General features: G+C 44.7%; 19 protein-coding genes and 1 riboswitch. Of the genes, 3 read left to right on the plus strand and 16 right to left on the minus strand.

What is annotated here, in order from left to right:
* Positions 1-24: 24 nt before the first annotated feature.
* From lpdA to pdhA, 4 genes are all read right to left on the minus strand, one after another.
* Entirely contained in the window at positions 25-1,446 is a 1,422-nt protein-coding gene (gene lpdA / locus ACYCS5_RS29005) for a dihydrolipoyl dehydrogenase (RefSeq protein WP_039271311.1), read from the minus strand.
* Between the two features lie 3 nt (positions 1,447-1,449).
* A complete protein-coding gene (locus ACYCS5_RS29010) occupies positions 1,450-3,063 on the minus strand; it encodes a 2-oxo acid dehydrogenase subunit E2 (RefSeq protein WP_165146611.1) in 1,614 nt (537 codons plus the stop codon).
* A 34-nt stretch (positions 3,064-3,097) separates the two neighbouring features.
* Positions 3,098-4,078 carry an alpha-ketoacid dehydrogenase subunit beta gene (locus ACYCS5_RS29015; protein ID WP_013310510.1) on the minus strand — a complete coding sequence of 327 codons (981 nt, stop codon included), beginning with the start codon at positions 4,076-4,078 and terminating at the stop codon, positions 3,098-3,100.
* Positions 4,079-4,178: 100 nt separating this feature from the next.
* Entirely contained in the window at positions 4,179-5,246 is a 1,068-nt protein-coding gene (gene pdhA, locus ACYCS5_RS29020; protein WP_029517443.1) for a pyruvate dehydrogenase (acetyl-transferring) E1 component subunit alpha, read from the minus strand.
* A gap of 255 nt (positions 5,247-5,501) precedes the next feature.
* On the opposite strand from pdhA, the gene ACYCS5_RS29025 reads away from it, so the two are divergent.
* On the plus strand, positions 5,502-6,236 hold the full coding sequence (locus tag ACYCS5_RS29025; protein WP_025724149.1) for an alpha/beta hydrolase: 735 nt from the start codon (positions 5,502-5,504) through the stop codon (positions 6,234-6,236).
* A gap of 143 nt (positions 6,237-6,379) precedes the next feature.
* On the opposite strand, the gene ACYCS5_RS29030 is transcribed toward ACYCS5_RS29025, so the two are convergent.
* Positions 6,380-6,844, minus strand: a complete 465-nt coding sequence (locus ACYCS5_RS29030; protein ID WP_029517442.1) for a low molecular weight protein-tyrosine-phosphatase — start codon at positions 6,842-6,844, stop codon at positions 6,380-6,382.
* Between the two features lie 148 nt (positions 6,845-6,992).
* Here ACYCS5_RS29030 and ACYCS5_RS29035 point away from each other — a divergent pair, with 148 nt between their 5' ends.
* Positions 6,993-7,634 (plus strand): thiamine diphosphokinase, encoded by a 642-nt coding sequence (locus ACYCS5_RS29035; RefSeq protein WP_029517441.1) that lies wholly within the window; start codon positions 6,993-6,995, stop codon positions 7,632-7,634.
* Positions 7,635-7,913: 279 nt separating this feature from the next.
* The gene (locus ACYCS5_RS29040; RefSeq protein WP_069011717.1) at positions 7,914-8,411 is read left to right on the plus strand and encodes a C40 family peptidase; all 498 of its coding nucleotides are present in this window, start codon (positions 7,914-7,916) and stop codon (positions 8,409-8,411) included.
* A gap of 72 nt (positions 8,412-8,483) precedes the next feature.
* Here ACYCS5_RS29040 and ACYCS5_RS29045 read toward each other — a convergent pair whose 3' ends face one another.
* From ACYCS5_RS29045 to ACYCS5_RS29095, 11 genes are all read right to left on the minus strand, one after another.
* Positions 8,484-9,176 (minus strand): response regulator transcription factor, encoded by a 693-nt coding sequence (locus ACYCS5_RS29045; protein ID WP_165146614.1) that lies wholly within the window; start codon positions 9,174-9,176, stop codon positions 8,484-8,486.
* Between the two features lie 142 nt (positions 9,177-9,318).
* On the minus strand, positions 9,319-10,380 hold the full coding sequence (locus ACYCS5_RS29050) for a ThiF family adenylyltransferase (RefSeq protein WP_165146617.1): 1,062 nt from the start codon (positions 10,378-10,380) through the stop codon (positions 9,319-9,321).
* Positions 10,377-11,144 (minus strand): thiazole synthase, encoded by a 768-nt coding sequence (locus ACYCS5_RS29055; RefSeq protein ID WP_459760576.1) that lies wholly within the window; start codon positions 11,142-11,144, stop codon positions 10,377-10,379. Before ACYCS5_RS29055 ends, ACYCS5_RS29050 begins: the two co-directional genes overlap by 4 nt.
* 2 nt (positions 11,145-11,146) lie before the next feature.
* Positions 11,147-11,350 (minus strand): sulfur carrier protein ThiS, encoded by a 204-nt coding sequence (gene thiS / locus ACYCS5_RS29060; RefSeq protein WP_029517436.1) that lies wholly within the window; start codon positions 11,348-11,350, stop codon positions 11,147-11,149.
* Positions 11,347-12,495, minus strand: coding sequence for a glycine oxidase ThiO (thiO, locus tag ACYCS5_RS29065; protein ID WP_459760577.1), 1,149 nt, complete (start codon positions 12,493-12,495; stop codon positions 11,347-11,349). Before thiO ends, thiS begins: the two co-directional genes overlap by 4 nt.
* Positions 12,496-12,559: 64 nt before the next feature.
* On the minus strand, positions 12,560-13,153 hold the full coding sequence (locus tag ACYCS5_RS29070; RefSeq protein ID WP_459760578.1) for a thiamine phosphate synthase: 594 nt from the start codon (positions 13,151-13,153) through the stop codon (positions 12,560-12,562).
* Between the two features lie 265 nt (positions 13,154-13,418).
* Positions 13,419-13,527, minus strand: a riboswitch (TPP riboswitch).
* Between the two features lie 120 nt (positions 13,528-13,647).
* Positions 13,648-15,201 carry an ABC-F family ATP-binding cassette domain-containing protein gene (locus ACYCS5_RS29075; protein ID WP_023988981.1) on the minus strand — a complete coding sequence of 518 codons (1,554 nt, stop codon included), beginning with the start codon at positions 15,199-15,201 and terminating at the stop codon, positions 13,648-13,650.
* Positions 15,202-15,385: 184 nt separating this feature from the next.
* On the minus strand, positions 15,386-16,375 hold the full coding sequence (locus ACYCS5_RS29080) for a hypothetical protein (protein WP_459760579.1): 990 nt from the start codon (positions 16,373-16,375) through the stop codon (positions 15,386-15,388).
* Positions 16,362-16,916, minus strand: a complete 555-nt coding sequence (locus ACYCS5_RS29085; RefSeq protein WP_459760580.1) for a hypothetical protein — start codon at positions 16,914-16,916, stop codon at positions 16,362-16,364. The genes ACYCS5_RS29080 and ACYCS5_RS29085 overlap by 14 nt, the downstream gene beginning before the upstream one ends.
* A 1-nt stretch (position 16,917) precedes the next feature.
* Positions 16,918-17,313, minus strand: coding sequence for a hypothetical protein (locus ACYCS5_RS29090; protein WP_459760581.1), 396 nt, complete (start codon positions 17,311-17,313; stop codon positions 16,918-16,920).
* Between the two features lie 41 nt (positions 17,314-17,354).
* The gene (locus tag ACYCS5_RS29095) at positions 17,355-17,834 is read right to left on the minus strand and encodes an ABC transporter permease (RefSeq protein ID WP_459760582.1); all 480 of its coding nucleotides are present in this window, start codon (positions 17,832-17,834) and stop codon (positions 17,355-17,357) included.
* Positions 17,835-17,877: the final 43 nt, after the last annotated feature.

The following is a 17,877-nucleotide window of genomic DNA, read 5'->3' on the forward strand; positions in this document are numbered from 1 at the left end:
AAAACGAGATAATGAAAAATGGTATTAGCGACGTGGTGCCAATGCGTGGATCGGATGACCCAGCACGACTTCCGCTGCTTCCATAACGATTTCGCCCAATGTAGGGTGAGCATGAATAGTCAAGGAGATATCTTCGAGTGTAGCACCCATTTCAATCGCCAGACCCAGCTCAGCAATAAGGTTGGAAGCTTCCAGACCTACGATTTGCGTACCCAGTACCAAACCTGTGTCAGCGTCAGCAACGATTTTCACAAAACCTTCAGCAGCGTTCAGGGAAACCGCACGACCGTTTGCTCCATAAGAGAACTTGCCAACTTTGACATTGTAGCCTTTTTCTTTGGCTTGTGACTCTGTATAGCCTACGCTGGAGCATTCTGGATCCGTGAAAACGACAGCCGGCATACACTTGTAATCTACTACAGACGGCTCGCCTGCAATTGCTTCAGCAGCTACTTTACCTTCGTAAGAAGCTTTGTGCGCCAGAGCAAGACCAGCTACGATATCGCCGATTGCAAAGATGTGAGGAATGCTAGTACGTCCTTGGTGATCAACTTTCACCATTCCGCGCTCATCCAGTTCTAGGCCGATCAGATCCAGCCCCAGTTCACCGTCTGTGTTTGGACGACGTCCAACAGTTACAAGCAGATAATCAGCAGTTACTTCTTTGCTTTCGCCGTTAACGGAGAATTTCACTGTTACGTCTTTATCTGTTTGCTCTGCACTTTCCGCTTTAGCGCCAGTGAAGATTTCGATGCCCGTTTTCTTCATGCTTTTCGCAACGATCGAAGTCATATCTTTGTCGAAACCAGGAAGCACTGTATCCATACCTTCAATAATCGTTACTTTGGAACCGAATTTGGAGTACATTTGTCCGAGCTCTGCACCAATGTATCCACCACCGATTACGATCAGGCTTTTCGGAATTTCAGGCAGGTTCAATGCTTCTGTAGAAGACAGAATGCGTCCACCAAAAGGGAATGGTTTCAGTTCGATTGGACGGGAACCTGTTGCGATAATTGCATTTTTAAAACGGTAACGTGGTGATTCATGTTCGTTGAATACACGCGCTTCGTTTTCGTTGATGAACATGCACTCACCATTGAAAACTTCAACTTTGTTGCCTTTGAGCAAGCCACTTACGCCGCCTGTCATTTTCTTAACAACGCCGTTTTTGAATTCTTGTGTTTTAGCGAAGTCTACTTTTACATTTTCAGCCGAAATACCGAAAGACTCGCCATGTTTAGCTGCTTCGTATTGATGAGCTGCAGAGATCAAAGCTTTGGATGGAATACATCCACGGTTCAGACAGACACCGCCCAGCTCAGATTTGTCAACGATCAATACGCTTTGTCCTAATTGTGCGGCACGGATGGCAGCTACATAGCCGCCAGGACCCGCACCGATAACCAATGTGTCAATATCCAGAGAAGCGTCTCCTACTACCATTGATTACACCTCCATAACAAGCAACTCAGGGTTAGCGAGCAGCTGTTTGATATAGTTCATGAAGTTTTGAGCAGTTGCACCGTCAATAATACGGTGGTCAAAGCTCAGAGAAAGAGCCATTACTGGAGCGGCAACAATTTCACCGTTTTTCACGACTGCTTTTTCACTGATGCGTCCAGTACCCAAAATCGCAACTTCAGGGAAGTTAATGATTGGAGTAAAGAACATACCGCCTGCGGAACCGATGTTAGTGATGGAGATTGTGCTTCCTCTCATCTCATTTGCTGCCAATTTTCCATCACGACCGCGCACAGCCAGATCACGAATGGAATCAGCAATCATCCAGATACTCTTACGATCAGCATCTTTGATAACAGGAACGATCAAACCGTTGTCTGTATCTGTAGCGATACCGATGTTGTAGTATTTTTTGTAGACAATTTCGTTTGCTTCTTCGTCGATTGAGGCATTCAGAGCCGGGAATTGACGGGAAGCAGCAACCAAAGCTTTTACGATGAATGGCAGGTATGTTACTTTTGTGCCTTTCTTCTCAGCAATTGGTTTGATACGAGTACGGAAAGCAACCAGTTCAGTTACATCTACTTCATCCATAATCGTAACGTGCGGAGCCGTATAAGCCGATTTAACCATAGCATTGGAAATAGCCTTGCGGATACCTTTAAATGGTACGCGCTCTTCCTCAGCACGTGGATCTGCTGCTGGTGCGGATGCTGCTGCAGCTTTCGCTTCTTTCTTAGCAGGCTCTTGTGCTTTTGCAGCTTCTTTCGCTACTGGTGCAGCCGCTTGGCCTCCACCATTTTTGAAAGCTTCTACATCTTCTTTGGTGATTTTACCATTTTTGCCGGAGCCACTCACTTGAGCGATGTTTACACCTTGCTCACGAGCAAATTTGCGGACGCTAGGTGTAGCTAGTACATCTTTGTTAGAAGCAACAGGAGTTGCAGCTGGTTTAGTGTTAGCTCCGCCTTGTGCAGCATCCTGTTCTTGTTTAGCAGCAGCTGGTGCTTCTTCTTGTTCAGGAAGTTCACCCTCTGCAGCGATTACAGCTACGACTTGACCTACGTTAAAGATGTCGCCGTCTTTGGCAAATACCTCTTGTACTGTGCCATTGACCGGACAAGGAACTTCAACTACAGCCTTATCGTTTTGTACTTCCATGATGATATCTTCATCGGTTACTTTGTCGCCGGCCTTGATGTGCATCTTGATGATTTCACCTTCGTGAAGACCTTCACCCAGCTCTGGGAATTTATATTCAAATCTAGCTGTATCTGCAGCTCCGCTTTGTGCAGCAGCACTTGGCTCAGGGCTAGCAGCTGGTGCTTCTGGTGCATCTTCCTGTTCAGGAAGTTCACCTTCTGCATCAATTACAGCTACGACTTGACCTACGTTAAAGATGTCGCCGTCTTTGGCAAATACTTCTTGTACTGTACCATTAACCGGACAAGGAACTTCAACTACTGCCTTATCGTTTTGTACTTCCATGATGATATCTTCATCTGTTACTTTGTCGCCGGGCTTAATGTGCATCTTGATGATTTCGCCTTCGTGAAGACCTTCACCTAGCTCCGGGAATTTATATTCAAATTTAGCCACGTTTAAAACCTCCCAAATTTACGGTGTGCTTTAATTAAAATTCCAATACTTTATTAACCGCATCAATGATACGTGTTGGCGTTGGCAACCAAGTATCTTCAATTTGAGCAAAAGGATAAACGGTATCCGGACCTGCTACACGCAGAACGGGTGCTTCCAGATGCAGGATTGCTTTTTCGTTAATTTGTGCAATAACTTCAGCAGCTACACCGGAGCTCTTTTGCGCTTCTTGAACAACGATGGCACGATTGGTTTTTTGAATAGAAGCAACAACGGTATCAATGTCAATCGGGCTAATGGTACGCAAATCAATGATTTCTACTTTGATACCTTTTGTTTTTTCCAGCTCATCCGCAGCTTTAATCGAAGTGTGTACCATCATACCGTAAGTAATGATCGTCACATCGGAACCTTCGCGAACTACATTAGCTTTGCCCAGTTCAACTGTGTAATCATTCTCAGGAACTTCAGCGCGGAATGCATGATACAAGTTCAAATGCTCCATGAAAAACACAGGATCGTTGTCGCGAATAGACGCAATCATAAGACCTTTTGCATCATAAGGGTTGGATGGAACAACAACCTTGATACCAGGTGTTTGAGCCAGCAGACCTTCCAAGGAATCTGTATGCAGCTCGGCTGCCTTAACACCGCCACCAAAAGGTGTACGGAATACGATTGGAGAATTGTAACGTCCACCGGAACGGTAACGCATACGGGATGCTTGAATTGCCATTTGATCAAGCGCTTCAAAGATAAAGCCTACGAACTGGATTTCAGCTACAGGGCGGAAGCCTTGAATACCCAAACCGACAGCAAGACCCCCGATTGCGGATTCCGCCAGCGGAGTATCGAATACACGTTCTTCGCCAAATTCTTTTTGCAGACCTTCTGTAGCGCGGAATACGCCACCTACATGACCTACGTCTTCACCGAAAAGCAGGACGTTAGGGTCGCGTTTCAACTCTACGCGCAGTGCGTCACGAATCGCTTCTTTCATGTTCATTTGTGCCATTTGCTTCATTTCCTCCTTAAACATTGACAGATCAATTTCAGTTCAGGTCAATCGAAAAGCAGACCGGATCGGGTTACGGCCCGGTCTCTTTCAAGTTCAATTATTTAAAATCAGCTTTTTGTTCTTCCAAGTGCTTAGGCGTTGTTTCGAACATGCTATCGATCAGGCCAGGAATTGTCATTTTCTCTGTTTTCTCGGCTTTTTTGATCTCTTCGTTCACTTTTGCCTTAGCTTCTTCTTTTACGCGAGCTGTATCTTCTTCAGTCCAAAGGCCTTTTTTCTCAAGGTATTTCGCAAAGCGGGCAATTGGATCTTTCGCATTCCATTCGCCTTCTTCTTCTTTAGAACGATATTTTGTTGCATCATCAGAAAGGGAATGCGGACGGAAACGGTACGTTACGGCTTCAATCAAAGTAGCACCTTCACCATTACGTCCACGCTCTGCAGCTTCTTGAACGGCTTTAATAACTGCAAGCACGTCCATGCCGTCAATTTTCACGCCTTTAATACCAGCAGCTACTGCTTTATGAGCGATCGAAAGAGCAGCCGTTTGTTTTGAGAATGGAGTCGTGATCGCGTAACCATTGTTTTGCACAAAGAAAATAACTGGCAACTTGTATACACCAGCATAGTTCAGGCCTTCGTAGAAATCACCTTCGGAAGAACCGCCGTCACCTGTATATGTAATGGCGACTTGTTTTTGTTTTTTCAGCTTGTAACCCATAGCAATACCCATAGCATGCAAAATTTGCGCGCCAATGATGATTTGCGGCATCAGTACATTAACACCGTCCGGCACTTGGCCGCCGTGTTGATGACCACGGGAATACAAGAAAGCTTGGTATAATGGCAGGCCATGCCAAACGATTTGCGGAATATCGCGGTAGCCTGGAGCAATAAAGTCTTCTTTTTGGAGCGCATATTCGCTACCAACCATGGTTGCTTCTTGTCCGGATACCGGAGCATAGAAACCGAGACGCCCTTGACGGCCTAAGTTAACGGCACGGTCATCCCAAGTACGTGTAAATACCATTCGATACATAATTTCTTTCAATTGATCATCTGTGAGTTTAGGCAACATATCTTTATTGATAATTTCACCATCCGGAGAAAGTACGGACAGCGCCTCAACTTCCTCTGTGTAAACTTCATAAGGAACCTTGCTCATTTTCTTCACCTCAACAAAAAAATTTGAATATCAAGTTCCGCTGTTATAGGATTATTATACACCTGTTATATCGCTCGCGTCAAAGATTTAGTTATTTTTTTTGAGTTTGTCACATTTTTGTGTGTGTAACAGGGTATGTTTTTTACTGTAACAGCTTAGTACATGATTGAAATTTTAAACATCTATTGCAATCAGGGTAATCTTAACTTATTGTGATCCCGAATGCAAAATAATACCCAAGAAAGGTGACGAAAAATGACGGATTCTCGGTATTTAAAACGAACCATCCTTAAAGACGAAGTAGACAGCCGCTTTCTTGGCGAGACCAGAACTCTCCGGATTTATTTGCCGCCCGGCTATAATGAAATATTGAGCTACCCGGTCGTGTACTGTCAGGACGGAGAAGAATTTTTCAATTTTGGCCGCATTGCAACTCATGCCAACCGCCTCATTCTAGATGAGGGCGTCGAACCCTTCATTATTGTAGGTGTGGAAGTGAATACAAAAATTCGAACGCAGGAGTATGCTCCCTTTGGCAATCGTTTTGAGGCGTATACCGCCTGTTTTGCAGAAGAGATTATTCCCTATGTAGAGCAAAAGTATCCTATAAGAAAAGATGCAGCGTCCCGTATTTTGGCGGGGGATTCACTGGGAGGCAGTGTGTCTCTGCATTTGGCTTTGATGTATCCTCAGTTGTTCAACCGCATTATCAGCCTCTCAGGTGCTTACTATGAAGCTTCGCAGGAAATCATCGCCCGTGAGAAAGATCTGTCTCATTTGCGGGTGTGGATGACGGTTGGCCTTCAGGAAGATGCATTTGAGAGTGATACTGGCATTTACAACTTTGTAGAGCTTAACCGTCAATGCGCAGATTTGCTGCGCGAACGGAACGCTGAAGTTTCTTACCGTGAAAAGGATGGCAAACATTTGTGGGGCTTTTGGCAAAACGAGTTGCCTGACGCGCTAATGTATTTTTTGGATCGCGCCTGAGTAAATTCTCCAAGGTAACTAAAAGGGAATGGAGCATTTGACCTACTAGGTTATAAAGCTCCTTCTTCTTTTGCATGGTTTGGTTGCGCTTTCAAAAATGTATAACGAAAAACGGCAATGATTGCCGTCATCTGTCGTTCACATTATAGCTTTTCTTCTACGATCTTGTCCAGCAAGGCGTCGCAACCTGCGTCCATTAATCGATAGGTCTCTTCAAAATTCCCTGTAAAATATGGGTCGGGTACTTCTCTTAATTTTTCTTGAGGGAGCAAATCCATAAATTTTAGAATATCTGCCTCCGCTCCACCTGCAATCTTTCGCATGTTTCGTTCATTAGAGTCATCCATGCACACAATATAATCAAACGCGTCAAAATCACGGCCCGTTATTTGCCGCGCCTGTATGCCTTGTTCGCTGATTCCATGCAGTTTAAGTTGCTTTAGTGTTCCCTCATGCGGAGGATTTCCGATGTGCCAGTCGCCTGTCCCGGCCGAGTCTACCCCGATTTCTGCACCCAATCCCCGCTCCTGCGCTTTATGTCTCAGTATTGCCTCCCCCATCGGAGAGCGGCAAATATTGCCCAAACACACAAACAAAACGTTAATCATTTCGTTCTCCTTCCTATTACACGTTACACTTCCTTTTTTCTGTTTCATTGTAGCCATGTCCTCCAAAATTGTGCAAGCCATATTTAACGCGGTATACTTAAAAACGATGGTATATATAGGATCGTATCAGAAAGAAAGGATGTTGATTATGACAAAAAAACGAGCGATTGTATTTTCAGGTGGTCGTCTTAATGAAGAAGATTTACATCAAATACAGCCCGATGATTTTATTATAGGTGCAGATAAAGGTGCTCTTTTCCTGATCGAGCACGGTATCACACCACATATCTCTGTAGGAGATTTTGATTCAATCACACCAGAGGAAAAAGAAAAGGTAGAATCAGCAAGCCAACGTATGATTGCGTGCGATCCAGTACTTAAAGACTTAACAGATACTGAGCTTGCTTTAGAAATCGCTATGGACGAACAGGCAGATCAAGTACTGATGCTTGGTGTGACTGGCACCCGGATGGACCACACATTGGCTAATGTTCAAATATTGGTACGTGCAATGCAGCATCATATTAGCTGCGCTATTATGGACGCACATAATTATATTGAGCTCACCGGATCAACGCTTGAAATCCAACCTATGGGCTATACATATACATCGCTGCTTCCTATGACCGCCGAAGTAACTGGCATACAACTAGAAGGATTTATGTATCCGTTACATAATGCCACCCTCAAAATGGGACAATCACGTGCTGTCAGTAATAAGCTAACGGCTTCAAAAGGTACGATTTCCATCAAAAGCGGTCTGCTACTCGTTATTCAAAGCAAGGATTAATTATGACATTATTGTAACCATTATATAAATTGTTTTTCACTCAAAACCCTTGATGAACAAGGGTTTTTCCGTTTATAGAGATCAATGAATCGATATATTTTTTACAAATTGTAATTTTTAATCATTTTTTAATAATCGCTGTGTAAGTCTTGTCCCTCAAGCATTTGAGCGTTCTTTTCCAACTATTAGGCGGCTTCAAAACTGTTATACTCAACGCTGTCAGTTAGTTAGCAACTCAGCAAAATATTGCACAAATCAATTTTTGGAGGTATTTACAACATGAATATGCAGAAAATCATAAAAAAGGTAATTATAGCAGGGGTCGCAGCCACGATCGGCTTTGGCACTTTTGCAATTGAGGGAACAAATACGGCACAAGCCGCCACTACGACTTCGGTAGGCCAAAAAGTAATTAACTACGGTGAAAAATATATGGGAACTCCTTATAAGTTTGGAGCTTCCACAAGCACTACACGTAATTTTGACTGTTCTTCTTTCATGAAGCACATATTCAAGAAATACGGAGTAAATTTGCCGCGTACTTCTGTTCAACAGTCTAAAGTTGGACATGCCGTATCCAAGTCCAATTTGAAAAAAGGCGACTTAGTTTTCTTTTCAAGCGGTAGTCGTGCTACAGGACGCAACATTACCCACGTAGCAGTCTATATGGGCGGGGGTAAAATTTTGCACACTTACGGCGGACCTGGCGTGACCATCTCCGATTTGAACTCTGGCAACTGGAAAAGAACATACATTAAAGCACGCCGCGTGCTGTAGTGCTGTAGCATGAAACTCATTTTGAAATATGCGAGCCGGGACGAAAAGTTCCGGCTTTTTTTATACCTAATACTATTCTGATACGGTAGGTGTTCTGAGTGAATAACCAATACCTCGTTCCGTACGGATCATTTTAAACTTATACCCCTTATCTACTTTAACCCTCAAATGTCTGATATAGACATCTACTACGTTCGTATCAACGATATAGTCATGTTTCCAAACATCCTTCAGAATTTGCTGCCTGCTACAAACTTGGTTAAGATGTATCGCCAGATGAAGCAAAAGATCGAATTCCTTCGGAGTTAATTCCAGCTTTTGTCCCCCTCTGCTCACCATTCTGCTTGCATTGTCTATATGTAAATCACCCGCCTCGATTGCCCTTTTCACATCACGTTCAATACCAAAAATCCGTAATAAATTAGCCACTCTAGCCTGAAGAACTCTAGGATAAAAGGGCAGAACGATCACATCATGTGCTCCTTGTTCAAAACAGGAAACAATATGGTCCTCCTCATCTGATGAAGTCATTGCTAATAGCGGGACATGAGGATGGTATTGCTGCAATATGCGAAGCAAGCCTTGCGAAACCGTCTGTTCATCTTCTATATTGAGCAGCAGCAAATCCACAGGATTATGGGCTACATAAGAGCTTGCATCCGTCGTATTGCTAACATGAACCACCTGATAACCTTCCTGCTCCAATGGACGAACAATTACGGGAGACGCTTCATTTACATCCACAAGCAAAATTAACGGGCTCACCTTTTCACCCACCTGGTTTGGACATAGCATTACATATTGGATACGAACAAGTTTGTGTTATAAGCCATTAAAGCATATTAATATTATTGTAACAAAAAAGCAGAAAATCATTCTCCAAAGAATGGCTTTCTGCTTTTATGGTTTAACCCAAATAGCGATGATACAGACTTCTTGCTTTTGCCACGTCCTTTGTCCCATGGATCAGCGCTCTGCCATCTGCAAAAACAACCAAGCGATGCTCGCTTGTACTAAAGGAAACCAAAAACGGATTTCGCTCTACTTTTCCTTCTCCCAAAGAAGCAAATCTATCTGCCGTTTCTGCAAGATTCAGATGGATCGGGTTTGCTGGTCTAATTTGAACGGTATCCCTACCGCACAAAACATCTGTTTTCTGCCGATGAGAGGCCGACAAATAGGGATACGTCGGTTGGCTGCCGCAAGAAGGACAGTTCTCCTTTTTAACGCTATCTACCGCTATCGCTACATACTCATTTTTCCACAAATCAAACGAAAGTAACTTTCCTCTCAAATCTTCCGGATATCCGCCAAGAAGTTTGAAGGCTTCCGTAGTTTGGTTAGCCGTGACCATCTGTACAGCCTGCGGAATAATCCCGGCGGTATCACAGGTTTCCCCACCAAACGGTATAGTTCCCAGCAGACAGTGAAGACAAGGCGTTTGACCCGGTAAAATGGTGTAGGTTACACCATAGCTGCCTACACATCCCCCATAAATCCAAGGTATCCGATGCTTGAGTGCCATGTCGTTCATAAGAAGTCGGGTATCGAAATTATCGGTTGCATCCATCAAGAGATCTACCCCTTGGATCAACTCTTCCAGCTCTTCCACCCCAACATCCAGTACATGTGCATGTATAACCGTTTCCGAATTAATATCCTTTAATCTTCGCTGAGCAGCTACTACTTTGGGATATCTTTGCGCAGCATCACTTTCCTGAAAAAGCTGCTGGCGCTGCAAATTGCTCCATTCCACATAATCCCGGTCTACGAGGCTCACTGTACCTACACCCCCGCGAACGAGCGTTTCCGCAATACCTGTACCTAACGCTCCGGCACCTATGATTAGTACGTGGGAAGAAGCAAGCCGACGTTGTCCTGTCGGTCCAAAGGGCGCGAATCTTTCCTGTCTGGAATAACGGTCACTTGAATGTGTTCCTCCTGCACCGGATTTGTCAGTTACCTTCATGCCTGAACCATACCTTCTATCGGACTGCTTGCTGAAGCGTAACGTTTTACAGGAATCATCCCCGCCTCAAAACCATATCTTCCAGCACGAACAGCCAGTTTCATGGCCTCGGCCATTTTTACCGGGTCCTTCGCTCCTGATACGGCTGTATTCAACAAAACAGCATCTGCCCCTAACTGCATCGCCATGGCCGCGTCACCGGGTGAGCGAATACCCGCATCGACAATAACCGGAACCTCCGCCTGTTCAATAATTAGACCTAATGAAAACGGATTAAGCAAACCATGTCCTGTACCAATCGGTGAAGCTCCAGGCATAACGGCATGTACTCCAAGCTCTTGTAGCCTCTTTGCTAGAATCACATCGTCCGATATGTAGGGCAGCACGATAAAGCCTTCTTCTAACAGCTTTTCACTAGCTTTCAACGTTTCAAATGGGTCCGGCAGCAGTGTCTTGCTATCCCCAATGACTTCCACCTTAATCATATCGCACAGGCCGGAGGCTTTTGCCAATTTGGCAATACGAATCGCCTCCTCTGCTGTTGTAGCCCCTGCTGTGTTGGGAAGAAGTGTATACCGGCTCAAATCCAGCATATCGAGAAAATGCTGCTTATCCCGTTCCTCCAAGTTCAATCTCCGTACAGCAAACGTCAATATTTCCGTCTCAGCAGCCTCTACGGCTTGGGATTGGATATCCAGATCAGAGAATTTTCCTGTTCCCAACAACAACCTCGAGGTAAAAGATGCTTTTCCAATGGTTAACATAATCAACCGCCTCCCACAAAATGTACAATCTCTAGGCAATCTCCATCTTTCAGTACCGCTTCATCATGATCTTCACGGGTCAATATATGCCGATTCAGCTCCACCACTACGGTTTTCACCTTTACATCAAGCTCATGTAGCAATTGATTCACATGAGTGATTCGATTAGAAAAGGTCAGGCTCTGGCCGTTAATCGTCAGCTTCATAAGCTTTTCTCCTTGAGGAGCTCAGAAGAAAAACTACTTATCCCAAGTTCTGCTGCACAAGCCCCATTAAGCATAGCTGCCATCGCACGCCCGGTAGCATCACTCAGCAGGACACCGTTACGATAATGCCCGACTGCAGCATATACGCCCTCGACCCCAGGAACAATGCCTATAAAAGGATGACCTGATACAGCCTGCGGACGTAAGCCCGCCCAAGCGCGTATAAAAGAAGCTTCACGGACGCGCGGCAGCCAGGCAGAGGCACGTGCCAGCAACCCCTCCAAGCCTCCTACGGTTACTTCTTCGTCATATTGATGCGAAAGGCTCGTTGCCCCAATCCAAAGCTCGTTATTCTGTTTAGGCACGAGGTAAATATCATCAGCATAAATGGTATATTCTAACGGGTGATCCTTCAAGGAGACCGCTACCGCTTCGCCCTTGACCGGATAAAGTGGATATTCAAACCCAACCTGCGCTAGCAATTTCATGCTATCCAAGCCTCCGGCAATAATGACCTGATCGCAGGAAAAAAAACCACTATCTGTACGGACACCGCAAATTCGACCATCCTGTATGACCAGTTGCTCTGCCTGTGTACCAGACCATACCGTTGCTCCCAGCACCGCAGCAGCACCTGCATAAGCACGGCAAAGCTGGACAGGAACCACTTGTGTCTCCTTTGAACGATATATTGCCCCGATCGCTTGTTCATCCAAACCTGGAATTCGTCGGGCCAATTCTTTCGCATCCCACCAGATAGGACAATCACCCTCTCGCGTTTTAGCAGCTTTCCAGCGTTTTTGGCCTTCAGTCTCCGTACGGAAAGGGGTCACAAACCCTTCAGTACGGAATTCCACCGAAATACCTGACAAACGCTCTAGATCACAGACAAGCTCAGGGAATGCATCTCGACTTATGCGAGCAAATCGTGATAGCTCAGAGTCGGTGAACTCTTCACTTTCCGCTGCCAGCATTCCAACCGCTGCTCCTGAGGCTCCCTCACCCGGGATCAATCGTTCCAGCATAATCGTACTTCTTCCCTCCTTGGCCACATGATAAGCAATGGAACTGCCTATGACACCTCCACCTATGACCAAGCATTCAGCGTGTCCAATCACTCTTTCCTCTGTGTGTATCTTTAGCATTTGTTCCGTATCTCCTCTCCATAAACCCTTCTGCTTTCAGCTTGCCTCTACTCTCGTTTTCTCGCTACAGGCTGTGAACTACAAGGTCTGCCATTCGCCTATACTCCATTGCAGCTGCAACGGGCGACTCAGCCTCCCATATACCAGACATCACCGCAATTCCGCTTGCTCCGGCCCTATAAAGCTCCGGGATATGATGCGGTTGTATGCCGCCTAGCGCAATCACCGGAATGTTTGACAGTCTGCAAATATGTTCAAGCTGAGCTAAACCCCGCGGTACAATACCGGGCTTACAATGGGTCTCATATACGTGACCATAAAGTACATAGTCCGCTCCTGCCCGCTCAGCAATTTGCATCTCCTCCAAGGAATGTACAGACACTCCACAGCGTGTACCCTTTGGAAGTAGGCTTTTCACATCCACAACAGGTAATCCATTAGCTGGTAATTGAACGGCTCTGACCAAAGTAAGTAAAGCTACATCCACACGATCATTTACTACAATTTGTTGCAAAGGAACTTCCTGCTCCACCAGGCTGCGAGTCAAAGAAAGCAATGCAGAGGCACCATTCTGTTTTAAACGTGCGTGTACATAATGAACATACGGACAAATCACAGCAGCCACTTGGGCGGCATGTGCAAAAGTGCCCTTTTCCATCGAAATTGCGTGTAATTCGATTTTGTCTTCACCTCACATTGGACTAAAGGATCTAAGCTTAGCCAGCCACGTCTACCAGCAGGAATGAAAGGGGATTATATGTGAATCGTCTACGGAAGCTCGAACTACTTAAAATGAACGAAACGCAAAAAAACCACTTCCCCAAGGAAGTGGTTTAACGAACGTCCAATAATCGAACGGACCATGATATCCGTATACGTGTATCGTCCCACGCACAAACAAAAATAAAGATGGTGTTGCCTTGTTTGTACGGCGCTCACTTCCCTACGCTGGCATAACCCAGATCAGGTGCAAAGGGTCCGAAATCCATTTATTCCGTCTCAGCCGCATGGGCGGCTCCCCTAGTGTGACTATTTTATTGTATAAGCTAAAGATAGCTTAGCATATTTTTCTAATTCTGCAAACCCCACTTCGTGTGAAATATGCTAGAACTGGATTTAGTTGATTTAGTTGATTTAGTTGATTTAGTTGATTTAGTTAACTTTACTTGACCACTCTTCCACATTCCACGTTTTGGTTACCCAATCCTCGTAAAAGTCCGGTTCGTGAGATACAAGCAATACGGTCCCTTTGTATTCCTTCAAGGCACGTTTCAGCTCATCCTTTGCTTTAACATCCAAGTGGTTGGTAGGCTCATCGAACAATACCCAGTTGCTTTCACGCATTAACAGTTTGCAAAGACGGACTTTAGCCTGTTCTCCACCACTAAGCGCTGATAGTGGACGCGTGATATGCTCATTTTTCAAACCGCAACGAGCCAAATGCGCTCGTACTTCATGCTGATTCAAATGCGGAAATTCATTCCACACATCGTCAATCGGTGTAATTTTCTCCGCCTTTACTTCCTGCTCAAAATAAGCGGGCTGCAAAAAATCACCTTGATAGGTTTTTCCACTGATTGGCGGAATTTTTCCCAATATGGTTTTGAGCAATGTCGATTTACCGACACCATTGTAGCCGACAATTGCAATCTTTTCGCCACGTTCAATCGTCATGGACATTTTAGGCAAAAGGGCATGTGTATAACCAATCTCAAAATCAATACCCTCAAATACCGTCTTTCCGCTTGCACGCGCCTCTTTGAATTGAAAGGTTGGTTTTGCGGCTTCTTCAGGCTTATCAATACGTTCGATCCGATCAAGCTGCTTTTCACGGCTCTTTGCTCGGCCTGAGGTAGAAGCACGCGCTTTATTACGCTGAATAAAATCTTCCTGTTTCTTAATAAAGTCCTGTTGCTTCTCATAAGCATCAATATGCTGAGCTTTGTTCAGATCCGCCATTTCAAGAAACTTTTCATAGTTAGCTGAATAACGGGTCATCTTGGCAAATTCAAGATGGTAAATAACATTAACGACCTGGTTCATAAATTCAGTATCATGTGAAATAAGAATAAAAGCATAGGGATAATCCTTCAAATAGCGCGTAAGCCATTCAATATGCTCTACATCCAAATAGTTGGTAGGCTCATCCAACAGCAGGACATTCGGCTTTTCCAGCAGTAACTTGGCAAGAAGCACCTTTGTCCGTTGCCCGCCGCTAAGTGCAGATACATCCCGATCCAGTCCTATGGCCGACAGACCTAGTCCATTCGCCATTTCTTCAACCTTCACATCAATGAGGTAAAAATCCCCCATATCCAGTTGCTCCTGAATTTCACCCATCTGTTCCAGCAACACTTCCAACTCTTCAGGAGAAGCATCCCCCATTTTGTCAGTAATCTGCATCATTTCCTTTTCCAATTCCAACAAAGGAAGAAAAGCGTCTTTTAATACATCACGTACCGTTTTTCCCGGTGTCAGCTTGGTGTGTTGATCCAGATAGCCGTAACGTACACGTGGAGTCCATTCCACTTTCCCCTCATCCTTAAGCAATTTTCCAGTGAGAATGTTCATGAGTGTCGATTTACCAACACCGTTAGCTCCTACCAAACCTACACGTTCCCCCGCAAGCAATCGAAAGGAAACATTTTTAAATAATGCGCGGTCCCCAAAGTTGTGGGATACATTTTCTACAGTCAATAAACTCATAAGCTGTTTTTGGCTCCTTATTGTCATCGGCCCTGCCGACTGTTCTTATTTCATATGCATTTCGTTTCTTTCAAAGCTTTATTGTAGCACATTCTGCAACCATATCGGAATATTGAAAACAGTGAATTTTAAGGTTTTTTGATATGGATCTGCCTAAAAAAAGAAATACCACCCACGAGAGTGATTATTTTAAGCCATTATAACATTTGTACTCAAAGTATCCCGCAGCTGCTGCAGATTTTTCATCCGTAAAACGTTCACTCGCTTTAAAGGGAGCTGGACATGAATCTCTATAAAAATATTTCATTCCAGTATCTGGTTCTATGCCACCGATAATGTCTTGCTTTCTAACGACTCTCCCACCACCAAATCCATAGTTATTGTAATACCTGTCTCCGACCGGAATGCCTTGGATAAACGCGATCAGACCCACGTCATCTACCGTGTTGTACCATTCCTCTTGCGGAATGATCGGTAGCGTGAACGAATAAGTTATGCCATTACGTGCTGCTTTTTCGTTATGGACATTAATAATTCGCGCCAGGTCCTCTTGAACGCTACGAACAATGGTGGAACGACGTATTTGCTCAAAAGTTTCTGAATTATTCAGTAAAGATATAGAGGTCTGATCCTGAAGTTCCTTTTGAAAGCCCTCCACCCACCTGTGATTCCGCGTATCGTATGCGTGTACATAATTATCCAAGGTGAACCCCACACTGTTGCCTACTGAATCAACATAGGCATATGGCTTTTTTTCGCTCCATTTGTGGCTAATAGCAACTTGTCCATGCTCATCTGTATAGGCTTCTGAAGTGAACGCATAATAACCGTCATAATCCAGAATTACAATGGCTGGTATGTAATCCAATAATGCACGTTCTGCTACTATATCCCCATCAATGCCTACATTAAGAAAAAGGGTGTGCAGGAAGGTGTTCAGCGCTGCTTCTTTATCTACACGAAAAAACTTATCCGATCCGTATCCGGCCTCGCGTTCCTGACGTTCATTCTGTGAGAGCACAACCCCTGCAGCCTGAACTGCGGTACGGAGAGCCGACGTATATTTCATTTCTAGCTGCTGCACTTCACGCTGATTCTGCACTCGTAAGTCACTAACTACACCAAAGGGCAAAAACAAAAGTATAAATATGACTGCAAAATCAGTAATCTTCATTCAGAACCATGCCCCCGTAAGAAGCTGTAACTGCCGGCTTGCCGCTATCTGCCCCACCAAGAAGCCATGATTTGTACAAGTCTGCAGGAGTCCGATTCGTATTATGTAACCGAACCGTAAAATAATCCCCGGCCATCAGGGTATACCGACGTGTCTGATCTGATTTTGACTGCTGGTTGTCAGGAAACAGTACAGGCAAGATTTGCGGATTATAGTACCCATCATATGCAGTTTCATAATTGCCCAGAAAACTGTCTGGCTTCGCGGCATCTGCATAGTCCGGTACATACTTTTTGTGCATATGCTCCAAGTCAACTTCGTACGTATTGCCTGTCAATTCCAGATCACGCATAAAATCGTTATACATCGTGGGCGTAATGTAACCTTTGGTTCTTACCATATCAACAAAACGTACAGTTGAATGATATGTATTTAACCCGGATATATCATCCTGCCGTTCAGCAGCTTGAGCTGCGGGTACGATGTACAAAAGCAATACAGCGAGCAGCGCCCCCATCAGCTTCGATATTGTTTGAACCACTTCAGTCTTCCCCCAATTTCTCAAAACGTACAGAGGTTATGTCCCCATTTCCATTACGCTGTGGGTGCATGGAATATAAAGAGGAAGCATCCAGGGCAGATACATCAGGCTCAAACGGTTCAGAATACGCATCGTACTCTGTCCCGTCGACTTGAATCGAAATCCCCTCCTGTAAGTTCATGCGAATTGCCTGTATTACCTGAGTTCCTTTAATCCGTTCCGGCAACCCCACCCCAGGAGTACGGGCTATTCGCCCTTCAGAATGCTCCTCTTGCTGTGATCTTAATTCCAGTGCACCATCCAGCTGGCTGGACAAGTCTGCTGCCGTTACACATGCGGTTATGAACAGAATAACTGACACACCAAGCCGCAGCATACTTGAAGCGTGATCAGACATACTCTTATCCCCTTTATAATTATTATCTTCTGCTGTAGTGCTTAAGACTGGGTAAACAACAACCCACGTACCACGTTCGATTTGTCTTTGACGATTTCAGCCTTAAATTTGCCGCTTGGATTTACGTATTCATTCTCTTTCTCATTAAGCGTATTCGTGATTTTCCCAGTCTTATCACTGCCGCCATTCACGGCGCCATACTGTTCACTGTCTGAGCTAATGTTCAGAGCATTACCGTACCACTGGCCTGCCATATTTTTACCGGTTTTAATCTGAATGCCGAATTGGTCCTTCCCCTGAAACTTCCGCAGCGCATTGGTCACCTGGGAACCGCTAATCGTTGTTCCGTCATATACCGTAAAAGAGGCTTGAGACAATTCGGTCTGGATATCAGCAAAATTGTTTTGTGCCGTTTTAGTCGCCTCCTGGGCTGAAATAAACAGTATAACTACAATCGTAATTAGAGCGATGGTCAAAAATATCCCAGCGGCTACCTTTAAAGCTGTTGATGCGTTATTCATTATTTTTCTCTCCTAGCTTGTTATTTTGTATTAGTCATAGGTT

The organism is Paenibacillus sp. SEL3 (assembly GCF_054602585.1).

What these genes read in the sequence shown, in the direction of transcription:
- ACYCS5_RS29095 (WP_459760582.1), bottom strand. Translation starts at nt 17,834, where the DNA reads ATGAATAACGCATCAACAGCTTTAAAGGTAGCCGCTGGGATATTTTTG.
- lpdA (WP_039271311.1), bottom strand. Translation starts at nt 1,446, where the DNA reads ATGGTAGTAGGAGACGCTTCTCTGGATATTGACACATTGGTTATCGGT.
- ACYCS5_RS29015 (WP_013310510.1), bottom strand. Translation starts at nt 4,078, where the DNA reads ATGGCACAAATGAACATGAAAGAAGCGATTCGTGACGCACTGCGCGTA.
- ACYCS5_RS29050 (WP_165146617.1), bottom strand. Translation starts at nt 10,380, where the DNA reads ATGAAGGTAACTGACAAATCCGGTGCAGGAGGAACACATTCAAGTGAC.
- ACYCS5_RS29030 (WP_029517442.1), bottom strand. Translation starts at nt 6,844, where the DNA reads ATGATTAACGTTTTGTTTGTGTGTTTGGGCAATATTTGCCGCTCTCCG.
- ACYCS5_RS29035 (WP_029517441.1), top strand. Translation starts at nt 6,993, where the DNA reads ATGACAAAAAAACGAGCGATTGTATTTTCAGGTGGTCGTCTTAATGAA.
- ACYCS5_RS29075 (WP_023988981.1), bottom strand. Translation starts at nt 15,201, where the DNA reads ATGAGTTTATTGACTGTAGAAAATGTATCCCACAACTTTGGGGACCGC.
- ACYCS5_RS29055 (WP_459760576.1), bottom strand. Translation starts at nt 11,144, where the DNA reads ATGTTAACCATTGGAAAAGCATCTTTTACCTCGAGGTTGTTGTTGGGA.
- ACYCS5_RS29040 (WP_069011717.1), top strand. Translation starts at nt 7,914, where the DNA reads ATGAATATGCAGAAAATCATAAAAAAGGTAATTATAGCAGGGGTCGCA.
- thiO (WP_459760577.1), bottom strand. Translation starts at nt 12,495, where the DNA reads ATGCTAAAGATACACACAGAGGAAAGAGTGATTGGACACGCTGAATGC.
- ACYCS5_RS29080 (WP_459760579.1), bottom strand. Translation starts at nt 16,375, where the DNA reads ATGAAGATTACTGATTTTGCAGTCATATTTATACTTTTGTTTTTGCCC.
- thiS (WP_029517436.1), bottom strand. Translation starts at nt 11,350, where the DNA reads ATGAAGCTGACGATTAACGGCCAGAGCCTGACCTTTTCTAATCGAATC.
- ACYCS5_RS29025 (WP_025724149.1), top strand. Translation starts at nt 5,502, where the DNA reads ATGACGGATTCTCGGTATTTAAAACGAACCATCCTTAAAGACGAAGTA.
- ACYCS5_RS29070 (WP_459760578.1), bottom strand. Translation starts at nt 13,153, where the DNA reads ATGGAAAAGGGCACTTTTGCACATGCCGCCCAAGTGGCTGCTGTGATT.
- pdhA (WP_029517443.1), bottom strand. Translation starts at nt 5,246, where the DNA reads ATGAGCAAGGTTCCTTATGAAGTTTACACAGAGGAAGTTGAGGCGCTG.
- ACYCS5_RS29090 (WP_459760581.1), bottom strand. Translation starts at nt 17,313, where the DNA reads ATGTCTGATCACGCTTCAAGTATGCTGCGGCTTGGTGTGTCAGTTATT.